Source organism: Algoriphagus sp. 10J20-15 (assembly GCF_055809615.1).
In genome coordinates, this window is sequence record NZ_JBVVUG010000039.1 from 1 (window position 1) to 18,360 (window position 18,360).

General features: G+C 41.6%; 19 protein-coding genes and 1 pseudogene. 6 read left to right on the forward strand and 14 right to left on the reverse strand.

Going from position 1 to position 18,360, the window contains the following annotated elements; translation table 11 throughout:
* From AC0L6R_RS16460 to AC0L6R_RS16490, 7 genes are all read right to left on the reverse strand, one after another.
* On the reverse strand, positions 1–327 hold a 327-nt coding region (locus tag AC0L6R_RS16460), incomplete at its 3' end, for a DUF1501 domain-containing protein (protein ID WP_473272173.1).
* A 591-nt stretch (positions 328–918) separates the two neighbouring features.
* A complete protein-coding gene (locus tag AC0L6R_RS16465) occupies positions 919–1,629 on the reverse strand; it encodes a DUF1553 domain-containing protein (RefSeq protein ID WP_473272174.1) in 711 nt (236 codons plus the stop codon).
* Positions 1,630–1,644: 15 nt separating this feature from the next.
* A complete protein-coding gene (locus AC0L6R_RS16470) occupies positions 1,645–2,526 on the reverse strand; it encodes a DUF1549 domain-containing protein (protein WP_473272175.1) in 882 nt (293 codons plus the stop codon).
* Positions 2,526–2,981: a c-type cytochrome domain-containing protein gene (locus AC0L6R_RS16475; RefSeq protein WP_473272176.1), complete on the reverse strand. Its 456-nt coding sequence runs from the start codon at positions 2,979–2,981 to the stop codon at positions 2,526–2,528. Before AC0L6R_RS16475 ends, AC0L6R_RS16470 begins: the two co-directional genes overlap by 1 nt.
* Complete coding sequence (locus tag AC0L6R_RS16480) at positions 2,914–3,171, reverse strand: hypothetical protein (RefSeq protein WP_473272273.1); 258 nt, start codon at positions 3,169–3,171, stop codon at positions 2,914–2,916. The genes AC0L6R_RS16475 and AC0L6R_RS16480 overlap by 68 nt, the downstream gene beginning before the upstream one ends.
* Positions 3,172–3,949: 778 nt before the next feature.
* Positions 3,950–4,744 carry an SDR family NAD(P)-dependent oxidoreductase gene (locus AC0L6R_RS16485; protein ID WP_473272177.1) on the reverse strand — a complete coding sequence of 265 codons (795 nt, stop codon included), beginning with the start codon at positions 4,742–4,744 and terminating at the stop codon, positions 3,950–3,952.
* A 266-nt stretch (positions 4,745–5,010) separates the two neighbouring features.
* On the reverse strand, positions 5,011–6,012 hold the full coding sequence (locus AC0L6R_RS16490; RefSeq protein WP_473272178.1) for a Gfo/Idh/MocA family protein: 1,002 nt from the start codon (positions 6,010–6,012) through the stop codon (positions 5,011–5,013).
* A gap of 209 nt (positions 6,013–6,221) precedes the next feature.
* Here AC0L6R_RS16490 and AC0L6R_RS16495 point away from each other — a divergent pair, with 209 nt between their 5' ends.
* Complete coding sequence (locus AC0L6R_RS16495) at positions 6,222–6,806, forward strand: hypothetical protein (RefSeq protein ID WP_473272179.1); 585 nt, start codon at positions 6,222–6,224, stop codon at positions 6,804–6,806.
* Between the two features lie 263 nt (positions 6,807–7,069).
* Here the strand turns inward: AC0L6R_RS16495 and AC0L6R_RS16500 are convergent, their stop codons facing one another.
* From AC0L6R_RS16500 to AC0L6R_RS16510, 3 genes are all read right to left on the reverse strand, one after another.
* Complete coding sequence (locus AC0L6R_RS16500) at positions 7,070–7,579, reverse strand: heme-binding domain-containing protein (protein WP_283411695.1); 510 nt, start codon at positions 7,577–7,579, stop codon at positions 7,070–7,072.
* A 99-nt stretch (positions 7,580–7,678) separates the two neighbouring features.
* Complete coding sequence (locus AC0L6R_RS16505; RefSeq protein WP_283411694.1) at positions 7,679–7,912, reverse strand: hypothetical protein; 234 nt, start codon at positions 7,910–7,912, stop codon at positions 7,679–7,681.
* 304 nt (positions 7,913–8,216) lie between these two features.
* The gene (locus AC0L6R_RS16510) at positions 8,217–9,677 is read right to left on the reverse strand and encodes a Gfo/Idh/MocA family protein (RefSeq protein WP_283411693.1); all 1,461 of its coding nucleotides are present in this window, start codon (positions 9,675–9,677) and stop codon (positions 8,217–8,219) included.
* Between the two features lie 409 nt (positions 9,678–10,086).
* On the opposite strand from AC0L6R_RS16510, the gene AC0L6R_RS16515 reads away from it, so the two are divergent.
* The 4 genes from AC0L6R_RS16515 to AC0L6R_RS16530 are packed head-to-tail and all read left to right on the forward strand — an operon-like array spanning position 10,087 to position 12,901.
* Positions 10,087–11,211, forward strand: coding sequence for a Re/Si-specific NAD(P)(+) transhydrogenase subunit alpha (locus AC0L6R_RS16515; protein ID WP_473272180.1), 1,125 nt, complete (start codon positions 10,087–10,089; stop codon positions 11,209–11,211).
* A 19-nt stretch (positions 11,212–11,230) separates the two neighbouring features.
* Positions 11,231–11,518 (forward strand): NAD(P) transhydrogenase subunit alpha part 2, encoded by a 288-nt coding sequence (locus tag AC0L6R_RS16520; protein ID WP_086501027.1) that lies wholly within the window; start codon positions 11,231–11,233, stop codon positions 11,516–11,518.
* Positions 11,515–12,414, forward strand: a complete 900-nt coding sequence (locus AC0L6R_RS16525) for an NAD(P)(+) transhydrogenase (Re/Si-specific) subunit beta (protein ID WP_473272181.1) — start codon at positions 11,515–11,517, stop codon at positions 12,412–12,414. Before AC0L6R_RS16520 ends, AC0L6R_RS16525 begins: the two co-directional genes overlap by 4 nt.
* The gene (locus AC0L6R_RS16530) at positions 12,389–12,901 is read left to right on the forward strand and encodes an NAD(P)(+) transhydrogenase (Re/Si-specific) subunit beta (RefSeq protein ID WP_473272182.1); all 513 of its coding nucleotides are present in this window, start codon (positions 12,389–12,391) and stop codon (positions 12,899–12,901) included. The genes AC0L6R_RS16525 and AC0L6R_RS16530 overlap by 26 nt, the downstream gene beginning before the upstream one ends.
* 118 nt (positions 12,902–13,019) lie before the next feature.
* Here the strand turns inward: AC0L6R_RS16530 and AC0L6R_RS16535 are convergent, their stop codons facing one another.
* The 3 genes from AC0L6R_RS16535 to AC0L6R_RS16545 form a co-directional block, all read right to left on the reverse strand.
* Positions 13,020–13,862, reverse strand: a complete 843-nt coding sequence (locus AC0L6R_RS16535; protein WP_473272274.1) for a sialidase family protein — start codon at positions 13,860–13,862, stop codon at positions 13,020–13,022.
* Positions 13,826–14,023 (reverse strand): hypothetical protein, encoded by a 198-nt coding sequence (locus AC0L6R_RS16540; RefSeq protein WP_473272183.1) that lies wholly within the window; start codon positions 14,021–14,023, stop codon positions 13,826–13,828. Before AC0L6R_RS16540 ends, AC0L6R_RS16535 begins: the two co-directional genes overlap by 37 nt.
* 187 nt (positions 14,024–14,210) lie before the next feature.
* Positions 14,211–15,953 (reverse strand): hypothetical protein, encoded by a 1,743-nt coding sequence (locus AC0L6R_RS16545; protein ID WP_473272184.1) that lies wholly within the window; start codon positions 15,951–15,953, stop codon positions 14,211–14,213.
* 326 nt (positions 15,954–16,279) lie between these two features.
* Here AC0L6R_RS16545 and AC0L6R_RS16550 point away from each other — a divergent pair, with 326 nt between their 5' ends.
* Positions 16,280–16,423, forward strand: a complete 144-nt coding sequence (locus AC0L6R_RS16550) for a hypothetical protein (RefSeq protein ID WP_473272185.1) — start codon at positions 16,280–16,282, stop codon at positions 16,421–16,423.
* Between the two features lie 74 nt (positions 16,424–16,497).
* Here the strand turns inward: AC0L6R_RS16550 and AC0L6R_RS16555 are convergent.
* A pseudogene (locus tag AC0L6R_RS16555) lies at positions 16,498–17,807 on the reverse strand (PhoPQ-activated pathogenicity-related family protein).
* Positions 17,808–18,360 lie beyond the last annotated feature (553 nt).

Genomic DNA, 18,360 nt, shown 5'->3' on the forward strand with positions numbered 1-18,360 from the left:
GCACCTGTCCATGATTTTGGCGATGGATTCCAGACCTTCGGAAAAGTGGATTCCATCCAAAGCTGTCGGGATAGAAGGGAAGGTGCTGAGCACTTCCTTGGATTCCATTCCCTTGCGAAATGGGGTGTATTTTTTTGGATCGAAGGTCTCGGTGTGCGCCATTCCCCCAGCCATAAAAAGTAAGATCACCGAGTCTGCCGTCGCTGGGAATTTATCCACTCCGCAGGAAGACAACAGCCCAGCCAATGGCGCGCCCATTCCCATGGTAGCCAAAGCAGCAGCAGAGGTTTTTTTTATAAAGTCTCGACGGTTTAGTGGTGTTTTCATGGTTTGGTTAACTCTCTTTTTCCCGCAGATTATCGCTGAAAAGAACCGCAGATAAACGCAGATTTACTATACTTAATTTATTTACTACAACACAAGATCAGCGAAAATCAGCGATAGTTTTCTGCGCTGATCTGCGGGAAATGATTAATCTCTTAAAGATTGCTTCATTCCCGATAAATCTTGACAGGTAGTGCCTCCTCTGTCTTCTGTCTATTTTTAAATCCCCCTATCCCTCCGCCGCGGCGGAGAGAATACCTCAACTGCACTTCAATCATCCCCTCAAATAATAGTCATTGACCAGTGCCTCAATGCTGATCACTGCGACTGACCACTAACATCAAGCAAAGGTCATCTGAAACAGAGATTGCTTCCTTCCTGATAGATCCGGACAGGCAGCGCCTCCTCGCAATGACGGTACTACTAGCGTACATCGGTCATCGGACATCCAACCTCCAACCTCCAAACTTCCTGCATCGGACACCCGACACCCGACACCCAACCACCAACTTCCCACCTCCAAACTTCCCACATCGGTCATCCGTCACCCGACACCCAACCCTCACTCCACCATCTGAAACTCCGGCAACAGTATCACCGCCCCAGAATAAATTCCTGGATTTTAGCGGCATCTGGTTTTGCGCCTAAAGCCGACTTTGCGATAGCCAGTTCTTTCTCGTTTGGTTTTCGGTTTAATGCCTTCAGGTATAATTCCTCCGTGATCTGAACAGGATCGCTGAGTTCAGTTTTCCATTTTTCCGCTCCTTTCTGCAAAGCAGTATTCAATCGCTCTCCGTTTGTGAGTTCAAGTGCCTGCAACAAACTCCCCTGCGCCTCCCTGCTTGTTGATACAATTTCACGATTTGGTCTTCCCAAAGCCGTTAGGAAAGGATTATTAGCGACAAGGGATGCTCGCGCAAAGGATGGAGTTGCCAATTCAGGTTGCTGAAGCTGGAAGGGATTGTACTTGATTTCCTCCTCCGTGAAAAGAGGATAGACGATTTCACTAACGGCATCAGAAAACTGTTCGGCTGTCATCCGCTTACGTACCATTCCGCTGAATTTGTAATCGTCGGCCATCACCTCATCGTAGGATTCATAACCAATGGATTGGGATTGGTAGATTTTCGAACTTGCAATCTGGTAAATCAGCTCCTTGAGGTCATAGCCATTTTCCACGAAATCCGAAGCCAGCCAATCCAGTAAATCCTGACTCCAAGGTTCGTTGTCCATTTCATCGACGGGCTCTACGATTCCACGCCCCATAAGCTGCTTCCAAACCCGATTCACAATCGTGCGATACATTCTTCCATTCGCTGGCTATCCAATCCGATCAGCGAGCTGTCTAAGCTTTTCTGCCCTGCTCGCTGCACTGTCTATATCTCCAAGTTCTTCCCAGAGGATTTTGGTCTTAGCCATCTTCCCGGTAGGTACTTCACAGCGACTGACTTCCAGCGTAGAATCTGCGAAAATATTGGCAAAAGCATAAGACTCTTCCAGTTTCCAGTCAGAGATAAAACTGTCATGACAGGAGGCGCATTTCAAATTCAACCCTAAAATCACCTGCCCCACATTTTGTGCAGCCTGCATTTCGGTTCGCTGACTTGCATTTACAGTTCCTCTCCATTTAATTCCCTCGATAAAGCCCTTGGACTTTTCAGTTGGATTGAGCAATTCCTTCACGAATTGGTCGTATGGTTTATTAGTACGTAATGAAGTATATAACCAGTCTGTGATATTATAACGGCCTTTGGTGATGTAGCCCGTTCCCGTATAGTCATTGCGCAAGGCGTCATTCCAGAAAGTGAGCCAATGAGTGGCATAATCATCCGATTGATTTAATAAATCCTGTAGCCAGATGCTTCTCTTGTCAGGCCGCGAGTCAGATCTGAAATCATCCAGTTCTTGTGGGCTTGGAATCATTCCGGTGATGTCTAGATAGATCCTGCGGAGATAAGTTTTGTCGTCCACGACGCCTTTCCATTCCAACTTGTTTGCCTGGAAATATTGATCCACCCAGAGATCTATTGGGTTTTCCATGCCAGCTTTGTAAGCGGGTAGGGTAGGATTTCTCGGAGCCAACTCCGCAACACGGTATACTGACTGCTGGGCAGCGCCATCTGGCCAAGGAGCTCCTTTGGCAATCCAAAGCGCGATCAAATCTCGTTCGTCTTTGCTCAGTAGTTTGCCTTTGGAAGGCATCACCTCCTTGTGATTCTTGCGGAGGTTAATTCTGCGGATGATCTCACTTTCCCGGGATTTTCAGGGATTAGAATTTGGCCATTTTCGCCTCCGGCAAAGACAAACTCTTTTTCATCCAAGCGTAATTCTCCTTCGATCTTTGCTCCGCTGTGACATTTGTAACAATTATGCGCCAAGACCATCCGAACTTCCCCGATGAGTTTCATCTCTTTGTCAGGAGTTAGTTCTGTGTTGTAGGAAGCAAGGTTGATCGGAGCTTTTTCTATTTCTGAATCATCCTCTTTGTCGCTAGGCAAAACCTCGGTAAGGAAATCCTCCCCGTGTGTAAGTGAACCTCCAAAATGTCCAGCAACTGATACGGATATGGCAGTTAAAAAAAGTGTTGCTCTAAAGGCTATTATCTGAGTAGGGTTGGGGTTGGTTTCTGATTTTGGATAGGAAGAATATTGTAACAAGACTCAGAATCGCGGTTCCAATTCCTATCCATTGGTGCAGATCCAAAAGTTCGCCGGATGTCCCTTCATTTGTTGCCAAAAGCAAACCCATGGGAGCAGCTATAATTGCACTAACGGCGCCAATAACCGTTAAAATCAGAATTCCAGGCCTGATCTTGGAATTAAATTTCCCGAAGGTGAAGAGCTCCATCAAAGCCGCTACCACTATCAGCGCGATAGGGAAATGGACGATCAGAGGATGAAGCCTACCTAGGAATTGCCAAAGCCAAAAAGCAGATTCTTCTACTACTACAGTCTGTCCAAATGCTGAAAAATTAATAAAAAGTGAACCTCCTATGAGAAGGAAGAATAATGGAGGTAAATAATGGGTTTGAGATTGATTTTTCAATGCAGTCCTCTAAATAAGATTTAACAATAAGTGCTCAGAATTAGGAGCTTACTTATCTTACAATTGAAAAATAGTGGTTTTGTTGAGTAAACCTATCCTGTTTGTGGGTTGATTTGATGAATGGGGAAAGATGTTAGAAATTTTGTTGGGCTTCGACTTCGCTCAGCCTGACAATTCTACTTTAGCACGTTTTGGCTAAAGCCTTCAGACTTGCGCCTAATGTCCTGTACCCAAAGGCACAGCAATTATTGCTAGACCTTATTTAGCTACCAAGAGTTTGCTTCCATGGGGCAATTGTGAAATTTGAATCAGTCAAAGTCCAGCTTCTGGAGAAGCAGGATAACTCTGGATTTTCGCAGCTTCAGAGCTTCAGGATAATAACTAAATCGCTTCCCTATACTTCGTACAGGGTCATGAATTGTTTCGCTCCTTCGGAGCTGTAGTACCCATGCTCTTTGTACTCAACCCTTTGAGCGGTTGATAAAATGGAAAAGCCCTGTCTCTACGTGAAACAGGGCTTCTGAATTGATTTTCTGTAAGAATGGAAATGTTACTCCATTAGTATCAGAAGTGCGAATCTTTACAGAATTGACTTTACTAGTCCGCCTTCTACCCGTATGGCTGCACCGTTCGTCGCCGAAGCCAATGGACTGGAGTAATACACCACGGTATCCGCCACTTCATCCACAGAAGCAAAGCGCTGAATCAAGGAAGTTGGTCTCATATCCTGGAAGAATTCTTCTTCAACCTTTGCTACGGATTTACCACTTGATGTTGACATGTCCTCGAGGAATTTACCCACTCCTTTTGATTTGGTAGGGCCAGGCATTATTGTGTTTACGGTGACATTTGAACCTTTAGTCAGTTCTGCCAAACCTCTTGATACAGCTAATTGGGCGGTTTTGGTCATTCCGTAATGGATCATTTCGTCTGGGATGAAAACTCCCGACTCGCTGGATATAAAGATGATTCTACCCCAATTTTTTGTAAGCATTTTTGGAAAATACTGTCGGGAAAGACGGATTCCGCTCATGACATTCATTTCGAAGAATCGAAACCAGTCCTCGTCAGGAATATCCGCAAATGCCTTTGGCTCAAAGATCCCTGCATTGTTGATTAAGATATCTACTTCCGGTAGGGCTTGGAGCAAACTATCAACTTCTTCAACTTTAGAGAAATCAGCTGGTATCCCTGTGACTTTATCCGATCCAGTTTCTTCTTTCAGTTCTGAGATGGCTTTATCTATACTTTTCTGAGATCTTCCGTTGATGATGACAGTAGCACCTTCTACCAAGAATCTCTTTGCGATAGCAAAACCAATTCCTGCTGTAGATCCACTGATGAATGCTTTTTTGTCTTCTAATTTTAAATCCATTGTTTGTGATGATTAAAAATGAATAGTTGAAAAGTAGCGAAGTGCTACATGCTAGAGTAAACTATCTAAGCGTTAAGAAAATTCGGAAGAGTGGAAATAATCTCGAGAAAATTAATTTTTTATGCTGCTATTTTTGGCCTCTCGAATAGGCAGACTGTTTCGATTCGTGACAAAGGTGGAGGCTGAAATACAAAGCGAGGGTGTTTTTTTTGTTAGTGAGACATGAGATGAGACTAAGACATTAACTTAAGCATAGCTTAAATGTATTATACTCTTTGCTTCACCAACTGATCCATTACCCAGTTTGATCTGGCTCCACTTTCACCAGTGCTGTTGCATATTTCGGTGCCTAATAAATCGCCAACAATAGTTTTGATCAAGGGTTGCTGTATATGTTTTGGTAGTTCGAAGGAGAATTTCTCAAGACCTTTTTCATCAGTTTCCAGAATGAACTCTCCTTTGCCAAAGGTCTCAAAGCTGATTTTGCCTTTGCTACCGTAAATGATGGTTTGGTCTAATTCTGCATTTTCGGATGTGGTAAAACACCAGTTTCCTGATCCTAAAACCCCACTTTCAAAAACAAAATTACCTGTCACAATGTCTTCGGCTGCGTAGGTTTTTGCCTGATTGGAAGCAAATCCATTCGCATGGGTGATTTTTCCGAAGAAAAAGTCCAGCAAGTCTAATTGATGAGAGGCAAGGTCAAAGAAATATCCACCTCCGGCTAGCTCTGGATCAACGCGCCAGTTGGTCTCAACTTTGGTTATTAAACTCGCGTCCAGCTTTTGTTTGAGATTGATGTGGACTGTACGGATTTTACCCAAAACTCCTGCATCCATCAATTCTTTGATTTTCAGGAAGTGCGGAAGTTCTCGTCTGTAATAGGCGATGTATAGCGGGACGTTTGCTTGCTTACACACCTCGATCATTTCCAGGCATTCCAGATGAGTTCTTGCCATCGGCTTTTCCACATACACGGGTTTGCCAGCTTTGGCCGCGAGAGTGGCTAATTCTAGGTGTGCATTGGGAGGTGTAGCAATGTAAATCGCATTCACCTCAGGATCATTAATGAGATCCAGAGCGGAAGTGTACCATTTACCTACTCCATGTCTTTCGGCGTAGTCTTTTACTTTTTCCTCAGAGCGGCGCATCACCGCGACTATTTTACTATTGGGGATGAGGTTCATGGCAGGTGCAGATTTGACTTCACAGACATTTCCCACGCCTAAAATTCCCCATTTGACTTCGTTATCTTGGATTTTGCTCATGTTTTAAAAATAGGTGATACTGCGTAAAGAATAGGCATTAGTCCTAAGATAGTTATTGGTTCAGCTAGTTTTTGCTTAAACAACTACTGAAAGTAAGGTTTGTAAATGTGGGATTGAAAAAGCTAGATAGTAATCTTTTGTATGCTTGACGACGAATAATGCCATGGGTAATGTTGTTCAGTAAATCATTTTCCGGCACTTTTACTCTTATGAAGAATTTTATCCTTGTTAGTTTATTACTATTTGGTTTGTCAGCTTGTGATGCTCAAGATGAAAAGCAGTACGATCTTAAAAAACAACACATCCCGCAGGAATTGTGGGATGTGTTGGAAGCGCATGGTGGCATAGAGAATTGGGATCAAATGAAAACCTTGTCGTTTTCTATTCCAAAGGAAGGCTTTGATGAAGTGCATACGATAGATCTACATTCTAGAATGGATAGAGTAGTGGCGCCGGCTTATGACATAGGTTTTGACGGAGTTTCTGCTTGGTCATTGAATAAGGCTGAAGAATATAAGGGAGATCCCTCTTTCAGGCATGATCTGATGTTTTATTTTTATGCCATGCCTTTTGTTCTTGCTGACGAAGGGATCAATTATGAAACAGCTGAGCCGATGGTTTATGAAGGAATAAGCTATCCTGGAGTGAAAATCACCTACCAAGCCAATGTGGGTGAGGCCCCGGAAGATATTTACTTGCTTCATTACCATCCAGAAACCAAGAAAATGGCTTGGTTGGGATATAAAGCGACTTTTGGGGAAGAACTGAAGACCAGGCCCTCCAAGCTGGATTAGGTACGATGAATGGGCTGAAGTAAATGGGGTAAGCTTACCGACTTCTATTGCATGGCAAAAGCTCGAGGACGGAGAAATAGTTGGGGAACGAAATAGAGTCAATTTCACCAATATTTCTTTATCAAAAGACAGTAAAGAGTCCTCCTTTTATAAAAAGGATGGGGCTGTAGATTAGGAGAATACTTCCTAAAAAAAAACAGGCTCAGAGTTATCTGAGCCTGTTTTTTTTATTTACGAGTTAGAATCCTAAACGATTAAAACTTCTACTGCGCTGGAGGAGGACTTCTTCTCTTCATTACCAAGCTATCCGCTGGATAGGTGGCTTTCAGATATGCCATCTGATCCTTTGCCCAATCGATAATCACCTTTCTATCTGCATCCGACAGATTAGCTTCAGGATGTAGTCCGAAATAGGTATAAGATTCCAAAGGCATCTCCTTCTCTTCAACCATTTCAATCGTTTCTTCCAACTTATGATTCTGATAAGCCAGTGGGCGATTGGTGAATTCGTCAAAATTTAGATGTCTTTTGCCATCTTCTATATGATGGTTTAGCCAATACCCGACAGGTTCTATTTTCGCATACCAAGGGTATTCCGATTTATTTGTGTGGCAATTGTTACAAGCATTCACCAATAACTTATCGACATTGTCCGGGACATTATAGCTACCCGATAACGGGGCTGCAGCTGGAGAACCCTCATTTTTTTCATAAGGGATAAACTGAATGGCTACTAGAATAACTAAGAGAACAATTCCGACTTTTTTTAACATGGCTAAAAGATTTTCTTGTTAGACTTGGGGTAGTAGGGAAAGTTTAAATTTTTATCAGAAACTATTAATTTTTGGATAAACGAAACCCTTGCTAGTCCACTATTTTTTGTGCCAGGATTTGCCTTTATTTTTAGAATAAAAACTTCCTTTAGGCCCTTCTGCTAACAATTCTTTACCACCATCAGCTAATTCTGAAAATTCTCCTGGACTTGCTGGATTTCCCATGTAACGTAGAGCCCAAGTTTCACCCTCATCTACAGAGTATTCAATTTTAAGCGTGTTGGTTGGGCAGATACGAATTAGCTCTTTCCCCTTTTTAATCATTTGTGCCATTTATCAATTATTTAATTCCTGCCAATCTAAGAATGCTTGTCGTTTAAAAAAAAACTAAGCAAAGTATTTATGGATAAAATCCAATTTTTTTTAATACTTATTTACAGAATATTTTTTGGTTTTAGGCCATAAAAATTCTATTTCCTGCTCCACCATAAACTTAAAATTCACTTGACGAAAGAAAATTTAGTATGCTGAATTAGGCTAATTCTTGGACAGGGTGTGTTGGTATATTCATTTAAATATCGAAACCCGTCCAATGTCAACTTGAACGGGTTTCGAATGATTCATTTTTAGGGAAAAATTACATTTCCCAGCCTTCTCTGTAGGTCCTTCCAACAAATTGATTGGCTTCTTCAAAGTTGGTGATCAGGAGTTTATCTCCGTCCCAAAGTAATTTCTTTCTACCATAAAATTCCATTTGACCTTTGGAGTTTTCTCTGCGAAGCATATAGCTTCGGATGGCTAGGTTACCCATTAATACAGTTTCAGTCATAGGTCCGGCATAGTCGAATGAAGATGTCAAGCCTTTGTGCTCCTTGCTACCGAAACCTGCTTTACATGCATCAACCCATTTTCGTTGATGTCCGTACTCTGGTTCAATATTTTCTTCCGTTTGAGGGCCAAACTCCTGAGTGCCGTCATTCAGATAGAGTTTTGGCATCAAAGGAGATGAATCATTGATGTTAGTAGCGATTATTCCTTTTTCACCTATAATCAGCACGCCGTTAGCACCACCGCCGATTTCCTGGTCTGCAGGGATAATATCCGGATGTGCTGGTTTGATACCGCCATCCATCCAAGTCATGTTGATAGGTGACTTGCTTTTCGGAGTTGCCGCAAAATTCAAAGAAATAAAAGAAGAGGCCGGGCAGCCGTCAGGATGATAATCTGGCGTCCACATTCCACTGTAAACAGACCCTACACTACATTCTGCATCGGTTGGATAGTGTAATCCCAAGGTTCTAAATGGGATATCGATCAAGTGACATCCTACATCGCCTAGCGCCCCAGTACCATAATTCCACCAGCCTCTCCAACTGAACGGATGAAGTCCAGGAGTATAAGGAATCTCCGGTGATGGGCCTAGCCACAGATCCCAGTTTAAAGCGTCTGGTTTAGCACTAGGATTCGGCTTAGGGAAAGCACCGCCTTGAGGCCAAACTGGTCTGTTTGTCCAAACTTCCACTTTGGAGATTTTACCGATTTTATCGTCATCTACCCATTTCTGGACAAGTTTCAAAAGCTCATTTGAACCACCTTGATTTCCCATCTGAGTTACTACCTTTTGACTTCGCGCCATTTCGGTAAGCATTCTTGCTTCTTTGATGTTATGTGTCATTGGTTTCTGCACATATACATGCTTACCGCGCTCCATTGCGTATTTAGCAGCAGGACCATGGACATGATCTGGGGTGGAAATTGTCACTGCATCGATATCCTTTTCTGTGTCCAGCATTTTGCGGAAATCCGCATAAAGTTTTGCGTCTGGGAATCTTTCTACAGAAGCTTTGGCAGAACCGGAAAAATCAACATCACATAGTGCAGTTACTCGTTCTCGCCCATTCACTGAGGCATTTCTGATGTCACTGGCTCCTTTTCCACCAGCTCCAATAGCAGCTAGATTCAATTGATCACTAGGGGAAATAAATCCTACACCGCCTAATACGTGTCGGGGAACAATCATAAAAGAAGATGCAATTGCTGCATTTTTGATAAAATCCCTTCGGGTTTGTCCCTCGGAATTTTTCTTTGGTTTGCGCATGAGGTTATTAGTTTAAAGTCAAATAAGTATTCTAAAATAGGGATTTATTTTCAGGGAAGAATCCTCTTTGTTGTTAAACAATAATTATCAAATGACTAAGGGTGATGCATGAAATCTCCTTAAAATCCCAATTTTAGAAATAGGAGGTACTTTCTTCTTACTTATTTCAAAAAAAAGAATTTTCGCTGAGAAATCCGGTTAAAATTTGTTGTGCAATCGATGGTATAACGTGTTGATTTCAAGTTTTTTGGTTAAAGTTTTATTTTATGGTTTTTCTGTTTGTCAAAAGAAAATATCAAGAAATAGTAAAAAAACAGGATAAAGCAGGTAGTGCATGCCAGAATTTCCTACTTTATTTGAAGCATTGAAATGAAATAGCATTGAAATAAACAAACTCAACTAGCCTAAAATGAAAATAGGAGTTTTAAAAGAGACAAAGGATGGTGAGAATAGGGTAGCACTTACTCCGGATGTCATCAAGCAATTGATCAAAAAGGGATTTTCGGTCATTGTAGAGCCTGGTGCTGGTATTGGATCCAATTTTTCTGATATGGATTATAAGGATGCAGGTGCCACCGTTGGTGATAATATTGAGGTATTTACTGCAGATATTTTATTAAAGGTGAACCTCTTTACCAAAACAGAAGTAGCTCAGATGAAGAATGGCAGTGCATGTATGTCAATCATGTATGCTTATAATCATCCTGAAATCCTTGAAGAATTGAATAAGAAATCCATCACTTCCTTTTCCATGGATGCTGTACCAAGGATTTCTAGAGCCCAAAAAATGGATTGCCTGAGTTCTCAGGCTAATCTTGCTGGCTATAAATCTGTGATTTTGGGAGCAAATTACCTCGAGAAAATTTTTCCATTAATGATGACTGCTTCCGGTACGATTACGCCTGCTAAAGTTTTGATTTTCGGTGCGGGTGTAGCTGGACTACAAGCGATCGCGACGGCCAAGCGCTTGGGAGCTGTCGTAGAAGTGTCTGATGTGCGTCCCGAAACCAAAGAACAAGTGGAGTCTCTTGGCGGTAGATTTTTGACTGTAGAAGGAGCAGAAGAAGTGAAGGTGGAGGGAGGCTATGCTGCTGAGGTTTCTGCTGAGTTTTTACAAAAGCAAAAGGAACTTATTCAAAGTAAGATCAAGGACTCAGACTTAGTTATTACCACGGCTTTGGTGATGGGGAAGAAGTCTCCGATTCTCGTAACAGAAGAAATGGTGAAAACTATGAAAAAAGGTGCTGTGATCGTTGATATGGCAGTGGAGTCTGGGGGAAATTGTGAAATTTCTGAAAAGGACCAAATCGTGAAAAAGCATGGAGTGACAATAATCGGTGAATCTAATTTGCCTTCCTTGATGTCTACCAATGCCAGTCAGCTTTATGCAACTAATATCAGCACGTTGTTGCTGCATCTGGCTACCAAAGATGGATTTAATCTAGACCGGGAGGAGGAAATCACCAAAGGTGTTTTGATCACTTATGAAGGTCAGGTAGTGCATGAATTCACCAATAAAATATTAAATAAATAAGAATTAACCTTTTCAAATTATGAGCTCAGAAGCACTGATTATTCTGATTTATATACTTGTATTAGCAAGTTTTCTGGGGTTTGAGCTAATCGCAAAAGTTCCCCCAACCTTGCACACCCCTTTGATGTCCGGTTCGAATGCTATTTCCGGAATCACCATAGTAGGAGCGCTTTTAGCCTGTAATGAAATGGGCTACACCACCCTTAGCAAATGGCTGGGAATGGTAGCCTTGGTGCTTGCCACCATCAACGTAGTCGGCGGCTACACTGTCACAGATCGTATGCTTAAAATGTTTAAGAAGAAATGAGTATAGCCATAGAATTAGCGTATTTGATCGCCTCAGTCTTGTTTGTACTGGGGATGAAAATGATGAATAAAACCAAGTCTGCCAGACAGGGTAACCGTCTTTCAGCTTTGGGAATGTTTATAGCCATTGTCGCTACCTTGCTACAGATCGATGCCATTTCCTTGGTTGAGATACTAGGTTGCGTGGTATTGGGATCTGCCATTGGCTTGTATTATGCCAATAAAGTTGAGATGACTAAAATGCCCGAAATGGTGGCCATTTTCAACGGATTTGGAGGATTGGCTTCTTTCTCTGTAGCCCTCTCGGATTATTTCCTTCGTACAGAAGTCAATATGGAATCCATAGAGCTCGTAACTGTAATCAGTATTATCGTTTCGGTATTTATAGGCGGTCTGACATTTACAGGATCTTTGATCGCGTATCTGAAATTGAATGGGAATATCTCCGGTTCGCCGATTACCTTCAAAGGACAGCACGCGATAAACTTGATCCTGTTTTTAGGATTCTTGACAGCTGCGGTCTTTACCGTAATGGATCAAACTGACCCTATGCTGATCATTATTTTAATTGTAATTGCCTTGCTCTTGGGTATCTTGACGGTGATCCCTATCGGAGGAGCGGATATGCCGGTGGTGATTTCCTTGTTGAATTCCTACTCAGGTATGGCAGCATGTGCTACTGGTTTTATCCTAAATAATAATGTGTTGATCGTAGCTGGATCTCTGGTCGGTGCATCTGGGATTATCCTCACTCAGATCATGTGTAAGGCGATGAACCGATCTTTGGTCAATGTGTTGCTTGGAGGATTTGGGCAGACGGTGAATGAGGCACAAGGAGACGGCCCATCGATCACCGTGAAGCGAAATTGGAGTGGAGGAAACGGCTATGTTGTTTGATGGAGTTTCTTCGGTGATTGTAGTTCCTGGTGATGGAATGGCTGTAGCTCAAGCTCAGCATGTGATCCGAGAATTGATGGAGCAATGCGAAAAGCGTAACATAGATTTCAAATTTGCTATTCACCCAGTGGCAGGTAGAATGCCAGGACACATGAACGTATTACTCGCCGAGGCAAATATTTCCTACGACAAATTGATTGAAATGGAATCCATAAACGATGAATTCCCAAATACTGATTTGGTGCTAATCGTAGGAGCAAATGACGTGGTAAATCCAGCAGCTAGAAATAATCCTCAAAGTCCTATTTATGGTATGCCGATTTTAAATGCGGACAAAGCTAGAACGGTAATCGTCAGTAAGCGAAGTATGGGTAAAGGCTATGCAGGAGTGGAAAATGAGCTTTTTGGCTATCCAAACTGTCTCATGCTTTTCGGAGATGCCAAGCAAACTATTACCAAAGTGGTGTCCGAAATGAAAGAAATGTAATTACCTGTTTTATCACAAACCTATATAATAAGGGCTATCTGATGGTTTTCAGATAGCCCTTTTGATTATAGCCCTTCCATTCACAGTTTGTTTATAGGTAACCGTGCGTTTTTAATAATTATTCTAAAGTGAGAGATACATATTTAATCTTCTCTCTGTTATAAGTATATGTCATATGAACGGTGCCGTCTTTTCCCTGAATGATAGCAGGGTAGCTGAATTCCCCTTTTGGCTGATCTTCCAATACATATATCTCCTCCCAATTCATCCCATCCATGGACATCATGAGAGAAAGCTTGTTTCTTCCATCTTTGATTGGATTGCAAAGAAGTAATTGAAACCCACTCTTTAATGTCACCGCATCAATCCCGGAGTTATTGTGAATTAATCCAGTTGATTCTACTTTCGACCGTGGCTCTTTGCCTCCATCCATTGACCAGGTAGATCCTATGACATCTTCTTGGGTGCGGGCAAGCATTTGTAGCTTGTTGTTTGGGTATTGCAGAATAGTTGGTTGAATCGCATGAAATTCTCCATTGTCGATTTCTGTTTTCTTCCAATTCTGACCTTCTGAGTTTGTAGTTTCCACATGCATGCTCCAAACTCCGTTGGTTTCGAAGCTAGATGGGTGGAGTAGTGTGCCATCCTCTAAAAGCACTGCTTTATTTTTCACAGGACCGAGCATTCCAGGCGGGATTTGAATGGCTTTTGACCAAGTTTTCCCTTCATCATCTGAGGTTTTGTATAGCCCCCACCATTCTCTTGGGTTAGGTCCTTCTTTGTAGAAAAGGAAAATTTTGCCTGCAGGGCTCTTATATAAAACAGGATTCCAAGTAGGGTTTCTGAAAACTTCATTTTCAATACCATCAGCTACCATTTCTGGAGTTGACCAACTTCCGTCTGCTAAAAGGGAAGTGTAGATACTTACGTCGGGATGCCTTCGTAGGTGCCGCCAAACCAGGAAGCCATAATACCTCGATCAGTTTCAATTAAAGTAGAGGCGTGACAAGAGGGGAAAGGAGCCGATTCGTAGATAAAACCAGAGGAGAGAATTTTCACCGTTGGTTTTTCGGGTTGGGGTAAAAGGCTGAATAGGGAGAGAATGAAAAGTAAGGTTGACATAAGTGTTATTTTAAATTTGGATTGATGAAATAAGTTATAAAAAAAGGGCAAGTTTCCTTTGCTTACCTGTAAGGAATTGTAAGTTCTTCTAAAAAAAATACGATTATCCGCAGCGCAATTGACTCTAGGTTTTTGAGCCATACTTGACACATTTTCCCCCTCCTTTGATAGCTTAATTATGACGATCTCAGTTATATACTATCAAGTTTGGAGCGGTCACAAAAATGTCTGATTTCCTAAATCTCAAGTTTTTTCTTACGCTGAAAGCAAACTTGGAATTGCCTTCGTCATCGTTGGGAATAAAGGTGCCCTTCAATTCTATAGTACCGAAGATTAAGTTTTCATTTCGTATTCTCATTCCGAGACTGATTCCAGTGTAATTCTGGTATTTTTCTTCACAAGTGTAACAATTGAGTTTTGCCCAATAAAATGAGGAAAATGGAGCTACTCTAAATCCCACCAAAGACCAAGGAGTGAATAGGCTGGTCTCAAAGCCTAAAGCTATACGTCGGGTGGCATCCACCTCTTCCACGCGCAGTCCAGGGATTAGATTACCCCGGATAGTTAACCAATCGTTAGTGAGTCGCTTATAAATATGGGTGTATAGTACACTCGCAGAGTTTCTGATTTTGTATTTTCCAAGAGAAAAAGCCTGAGTGTAATAGGTTCCCCCAGTTTGAAGTACAGCGTCTTCGAGGCCATTTCTTAAATAACTAGCTCCATTTAAATTCAAATCATAAAAGCTACCACTTTTGAAGGCTCTCTTGAAATTGATATTGATGTCTCCATAAGGTCGTTTGTAACCCATAGTCTCTGTAAAACCCCAGGTGCCGTGGAGATATTGTATCCAGAAGGAATGTCTTCCGTTCGCCCGAAACCATAGACATATTGGGTTTTGAAAAAAGTCTTGCTCGTAAACCGTAAACTCTGCCAATATTCCCTTGCTATCATTATATCTACTTTCATCAATCACATCTTCCTGTTCAGGCTGATTAATGAAATATCCATCAAAAACCCGCAACGCCAGAAACTCTCTTTTTCTATCTTGGAGTATTTTATTCGCCCCGAAATTATAGCCGATCCAGAGATCCATGATGTTGTATTTGTAATCTAGAAATACCGAATCTGGTCTTGAATCTACATTCTTTGACCAATTTTGACTCCATCCAGCTCCCCCTGCAAATCTTGAATAGGGAGAAACAAGGGGACGCTCTAAACTGATGCCTGTAGCGTATTCTTTCTCTTCACCGGCACTGATTCCCGAATTCAACTGGGTATAATAGGCAGTGAAATCCGCAAAACTTCCCAAAAAACTACTCTTGGTATAAGCTAAAGCTATCCCAGTTTTTGGACTCCGATCATGGTCATATAGAATGTCGAATTCAAAACCCTGGCCTTGTCCATCTAAGTTGGCATTGTACACTTTCAGCAAGGGTGCTGTAGGAATTGTTCCGCTTAATGAGCCTCCAAAACTGAAAATGTCCCGGGTGACAATTGCCAGATCCACGGAGTCTGTCCCGGCTATAGGGGTCACTATTATTCTACTTTCCAAAATGAACGATTGATCCCGGAGGTATCGCTCGTTATCGCCCAGTTTGTAAGGGTTGAGTTTTTGATTTGGCTTGATGAAAAGATGTTGACGGATAGTTTTCTCGCGGGTATTGGTGTGAAGCTTATTTGCTATCCTGCCAACTTTCTGTACGATGGGTTTTTGTCGACCATAAATAGAAAATTCAAATCCTAGGTTTTCAATCGTAATATTACGGATGATCATTCCTTCATATGGAAGGAATTTTTCCTCTGCTTTTTCTACTAAAACGGAATCTCTATTTGATCTGGTAATCAGATCCATTCCTTTCTCCAAGGCCTTTTGAGTAATGGAAATTTTGGAAGTATCTTTCTCATTTTGGGCAAAAAGATTCTGCTTCACACTAAGGAGTATGATTAGTAGTAAAAGTGCCCCTAATGATGCTTTTGACAAGTTTTTTTATAATTTAATCGAAAAATTAAGCTCTGATTTGTGCAATGAGAGTTTGTTTTTTATGTATATCCGCTTTTCTACCAGTAAAGAGGGAAAAGCAATCTAGAATTTGTTCAAAATTATAATTGAGGTCACTTCAGTCTTCGGTCATCGGTCTTCCGACCAGTTAAGCAAAGAATTTAAGGCAACTGGCATCATTGCGGATAATCACATTGTTTTATTTCAATTGCATATAAGCTGCCAAAAGGTTTAAGACTCAAAAATATTAGCTCTTTTTGGAGACTTTTGACCTTGTACAATCCATGTTTTCTGCAAAGCCAGCGTTGAGTGCCTATTTCGGTTTTTACAAGGAGCTGACTAAGAACACTTCTAAGCTAATACCTTGGGAAAATGCAGATGGAACTGTGGAGGATGATTAATTGCCATGGAAGACTATTTTTTTAGAAGGATAGGAAGGAAATGTAGAAATGAAGGAAGTTTTTATTATAAAATTTTAGTTTGATTTTTCTAAGACAGCATGGGAAGGTTCAAATTCCTCAAATGGATAGGATCTAGGCAGAACTTCTACACCACTTGTTACTTTCATAGGCGCCTGACCTGCAAAAGTGACTTCCATAAAATATCCCTGATACCCTGTTTCAGGTTCTGGCATCTGGAATTCATAAAGTCCGTCTGCTTCCATTTCTAACTCAGTTGCTTTCCAATTTGGTCCAAACACATCCACTCTAAAATCCCTAGCCTTATCATTATATGCGCTCCAGATTTTTACTGAAATTGGTTTGTCGGCAGGATCCGCTTGAAATGAAATGAGGTCTCCTTCAATTTTCCATTCGTATTTAGGTCTAGGTTTTTGGTTTAACACCGAGGAATAAAGGAGATCATGTTTGGTAATGCATCAGAATCTCCTAAGTCGTGTCCGAAATTCGGGACGTATTGAATATGCTTTTCACCGGGCAGATCATTCCAATAAAATTCCCAGCTATCCGGTTGAAAAAACTGGTCTCCTGCTGCATTGATCAAGAGCTTAGGTAATTCCATCTCAGAAGCAAAAGTATAAGGTTCTGTAATCGCTAATAGCCTATCAAATTCAGGAGTCCCCATCCAGTCCATTACACCTTCATTCACATAATTATCTACGGCTGGAGCCCAGAATCAATAATTTTTCCAGTGATGCTTAAATGAAGATTCTAAGTTTAGCATGTCTATGACGATTGGAATAATCGCAACGACCCTATCATCCACAGCTGCAGTTGTCCAAGTGGTCCACCCACGTTTCGATGCTCCAGCGACGACGTAGTTGTTTAGGTTTTTGTCATAAAGGGTTTTTACTACCTCTGAAGTAGCATCCATTGCGAGTTTTACCGCTTTGGTCATCGGGAGGCGAGCCAACCAAATCGCATCTTCGTCTTTAGCGCCTCCTTCCAGAAACTTTCTCCAGCCATAAGCAATAATGGCATCCTCATACCTTTCTCCTTCTGGATCGTTCGCGAAGGTTAAGGGCTGGAAAGGAATATTATGGACTTGTGCCACAATTGAATTTGTCTGCATCGCTGCGGCTAAAATCAGTTCATCAGGGTTCTCCGGCATTTTTGTGTTTGTACTTCCCCCGCCAATCCACATCAACCCTGTTTCAAAGGGAGTATCTCTAGGCACCACCATAGAAATCCAGTGCCACCACTCGGTCTTATCTACTAATTCTGGAGTGAGCCAGTGCTGTGAAGTCATTTTGATGACGTGATAATCATACTCTGCCCCCGTGACCGTATGAACTACTTCAAATTTGAATGCAGAGTCTGGAGCCATTACATAATCCTTCAACAGGTTGTCTGAGGCAATTTCTTGGGTTATTGTTTTTTCTTCTGGCTTTTGGCAGGAGAAAAAAACAAGGGAAATGAAAACATAAGCACAGGAAAAAACCAGTGTGGGACGTGGGAAAAAGTGATTTCATCAGGAATTGGGTTTTTGTTAATTGTTAAAAGCTAATAATCATATAATTTATAAACTATTCGTCAACATGATTATGATAGCGAAGGAATTCTATGAATAATTACTTTTTCCTTTCACTGTTGAAAGGTTGGTTTTCTGACCAATTAAGTTGAGAAATAGGTTGCTTAGCTTTCTTAAAGCAACCCTTTATTCTTGTGAGTTTTTTAAAATAAGATGATCTGCAATGAAGCAAGTCGCCTTAGCTTTTTTGCCTGTCAGGGTAGAAGACCGATACTTCAGCTACGCTCACTACAAGCAACCGAGACTCCCACAAGGGCGTGACAGGCTGAAGTAGCCTCAATTCTTAAGGTTAACATATCCTACCTTGCCTTTGCTACCTTACTGGCAGAAAAGCGGGTGGACATATTTA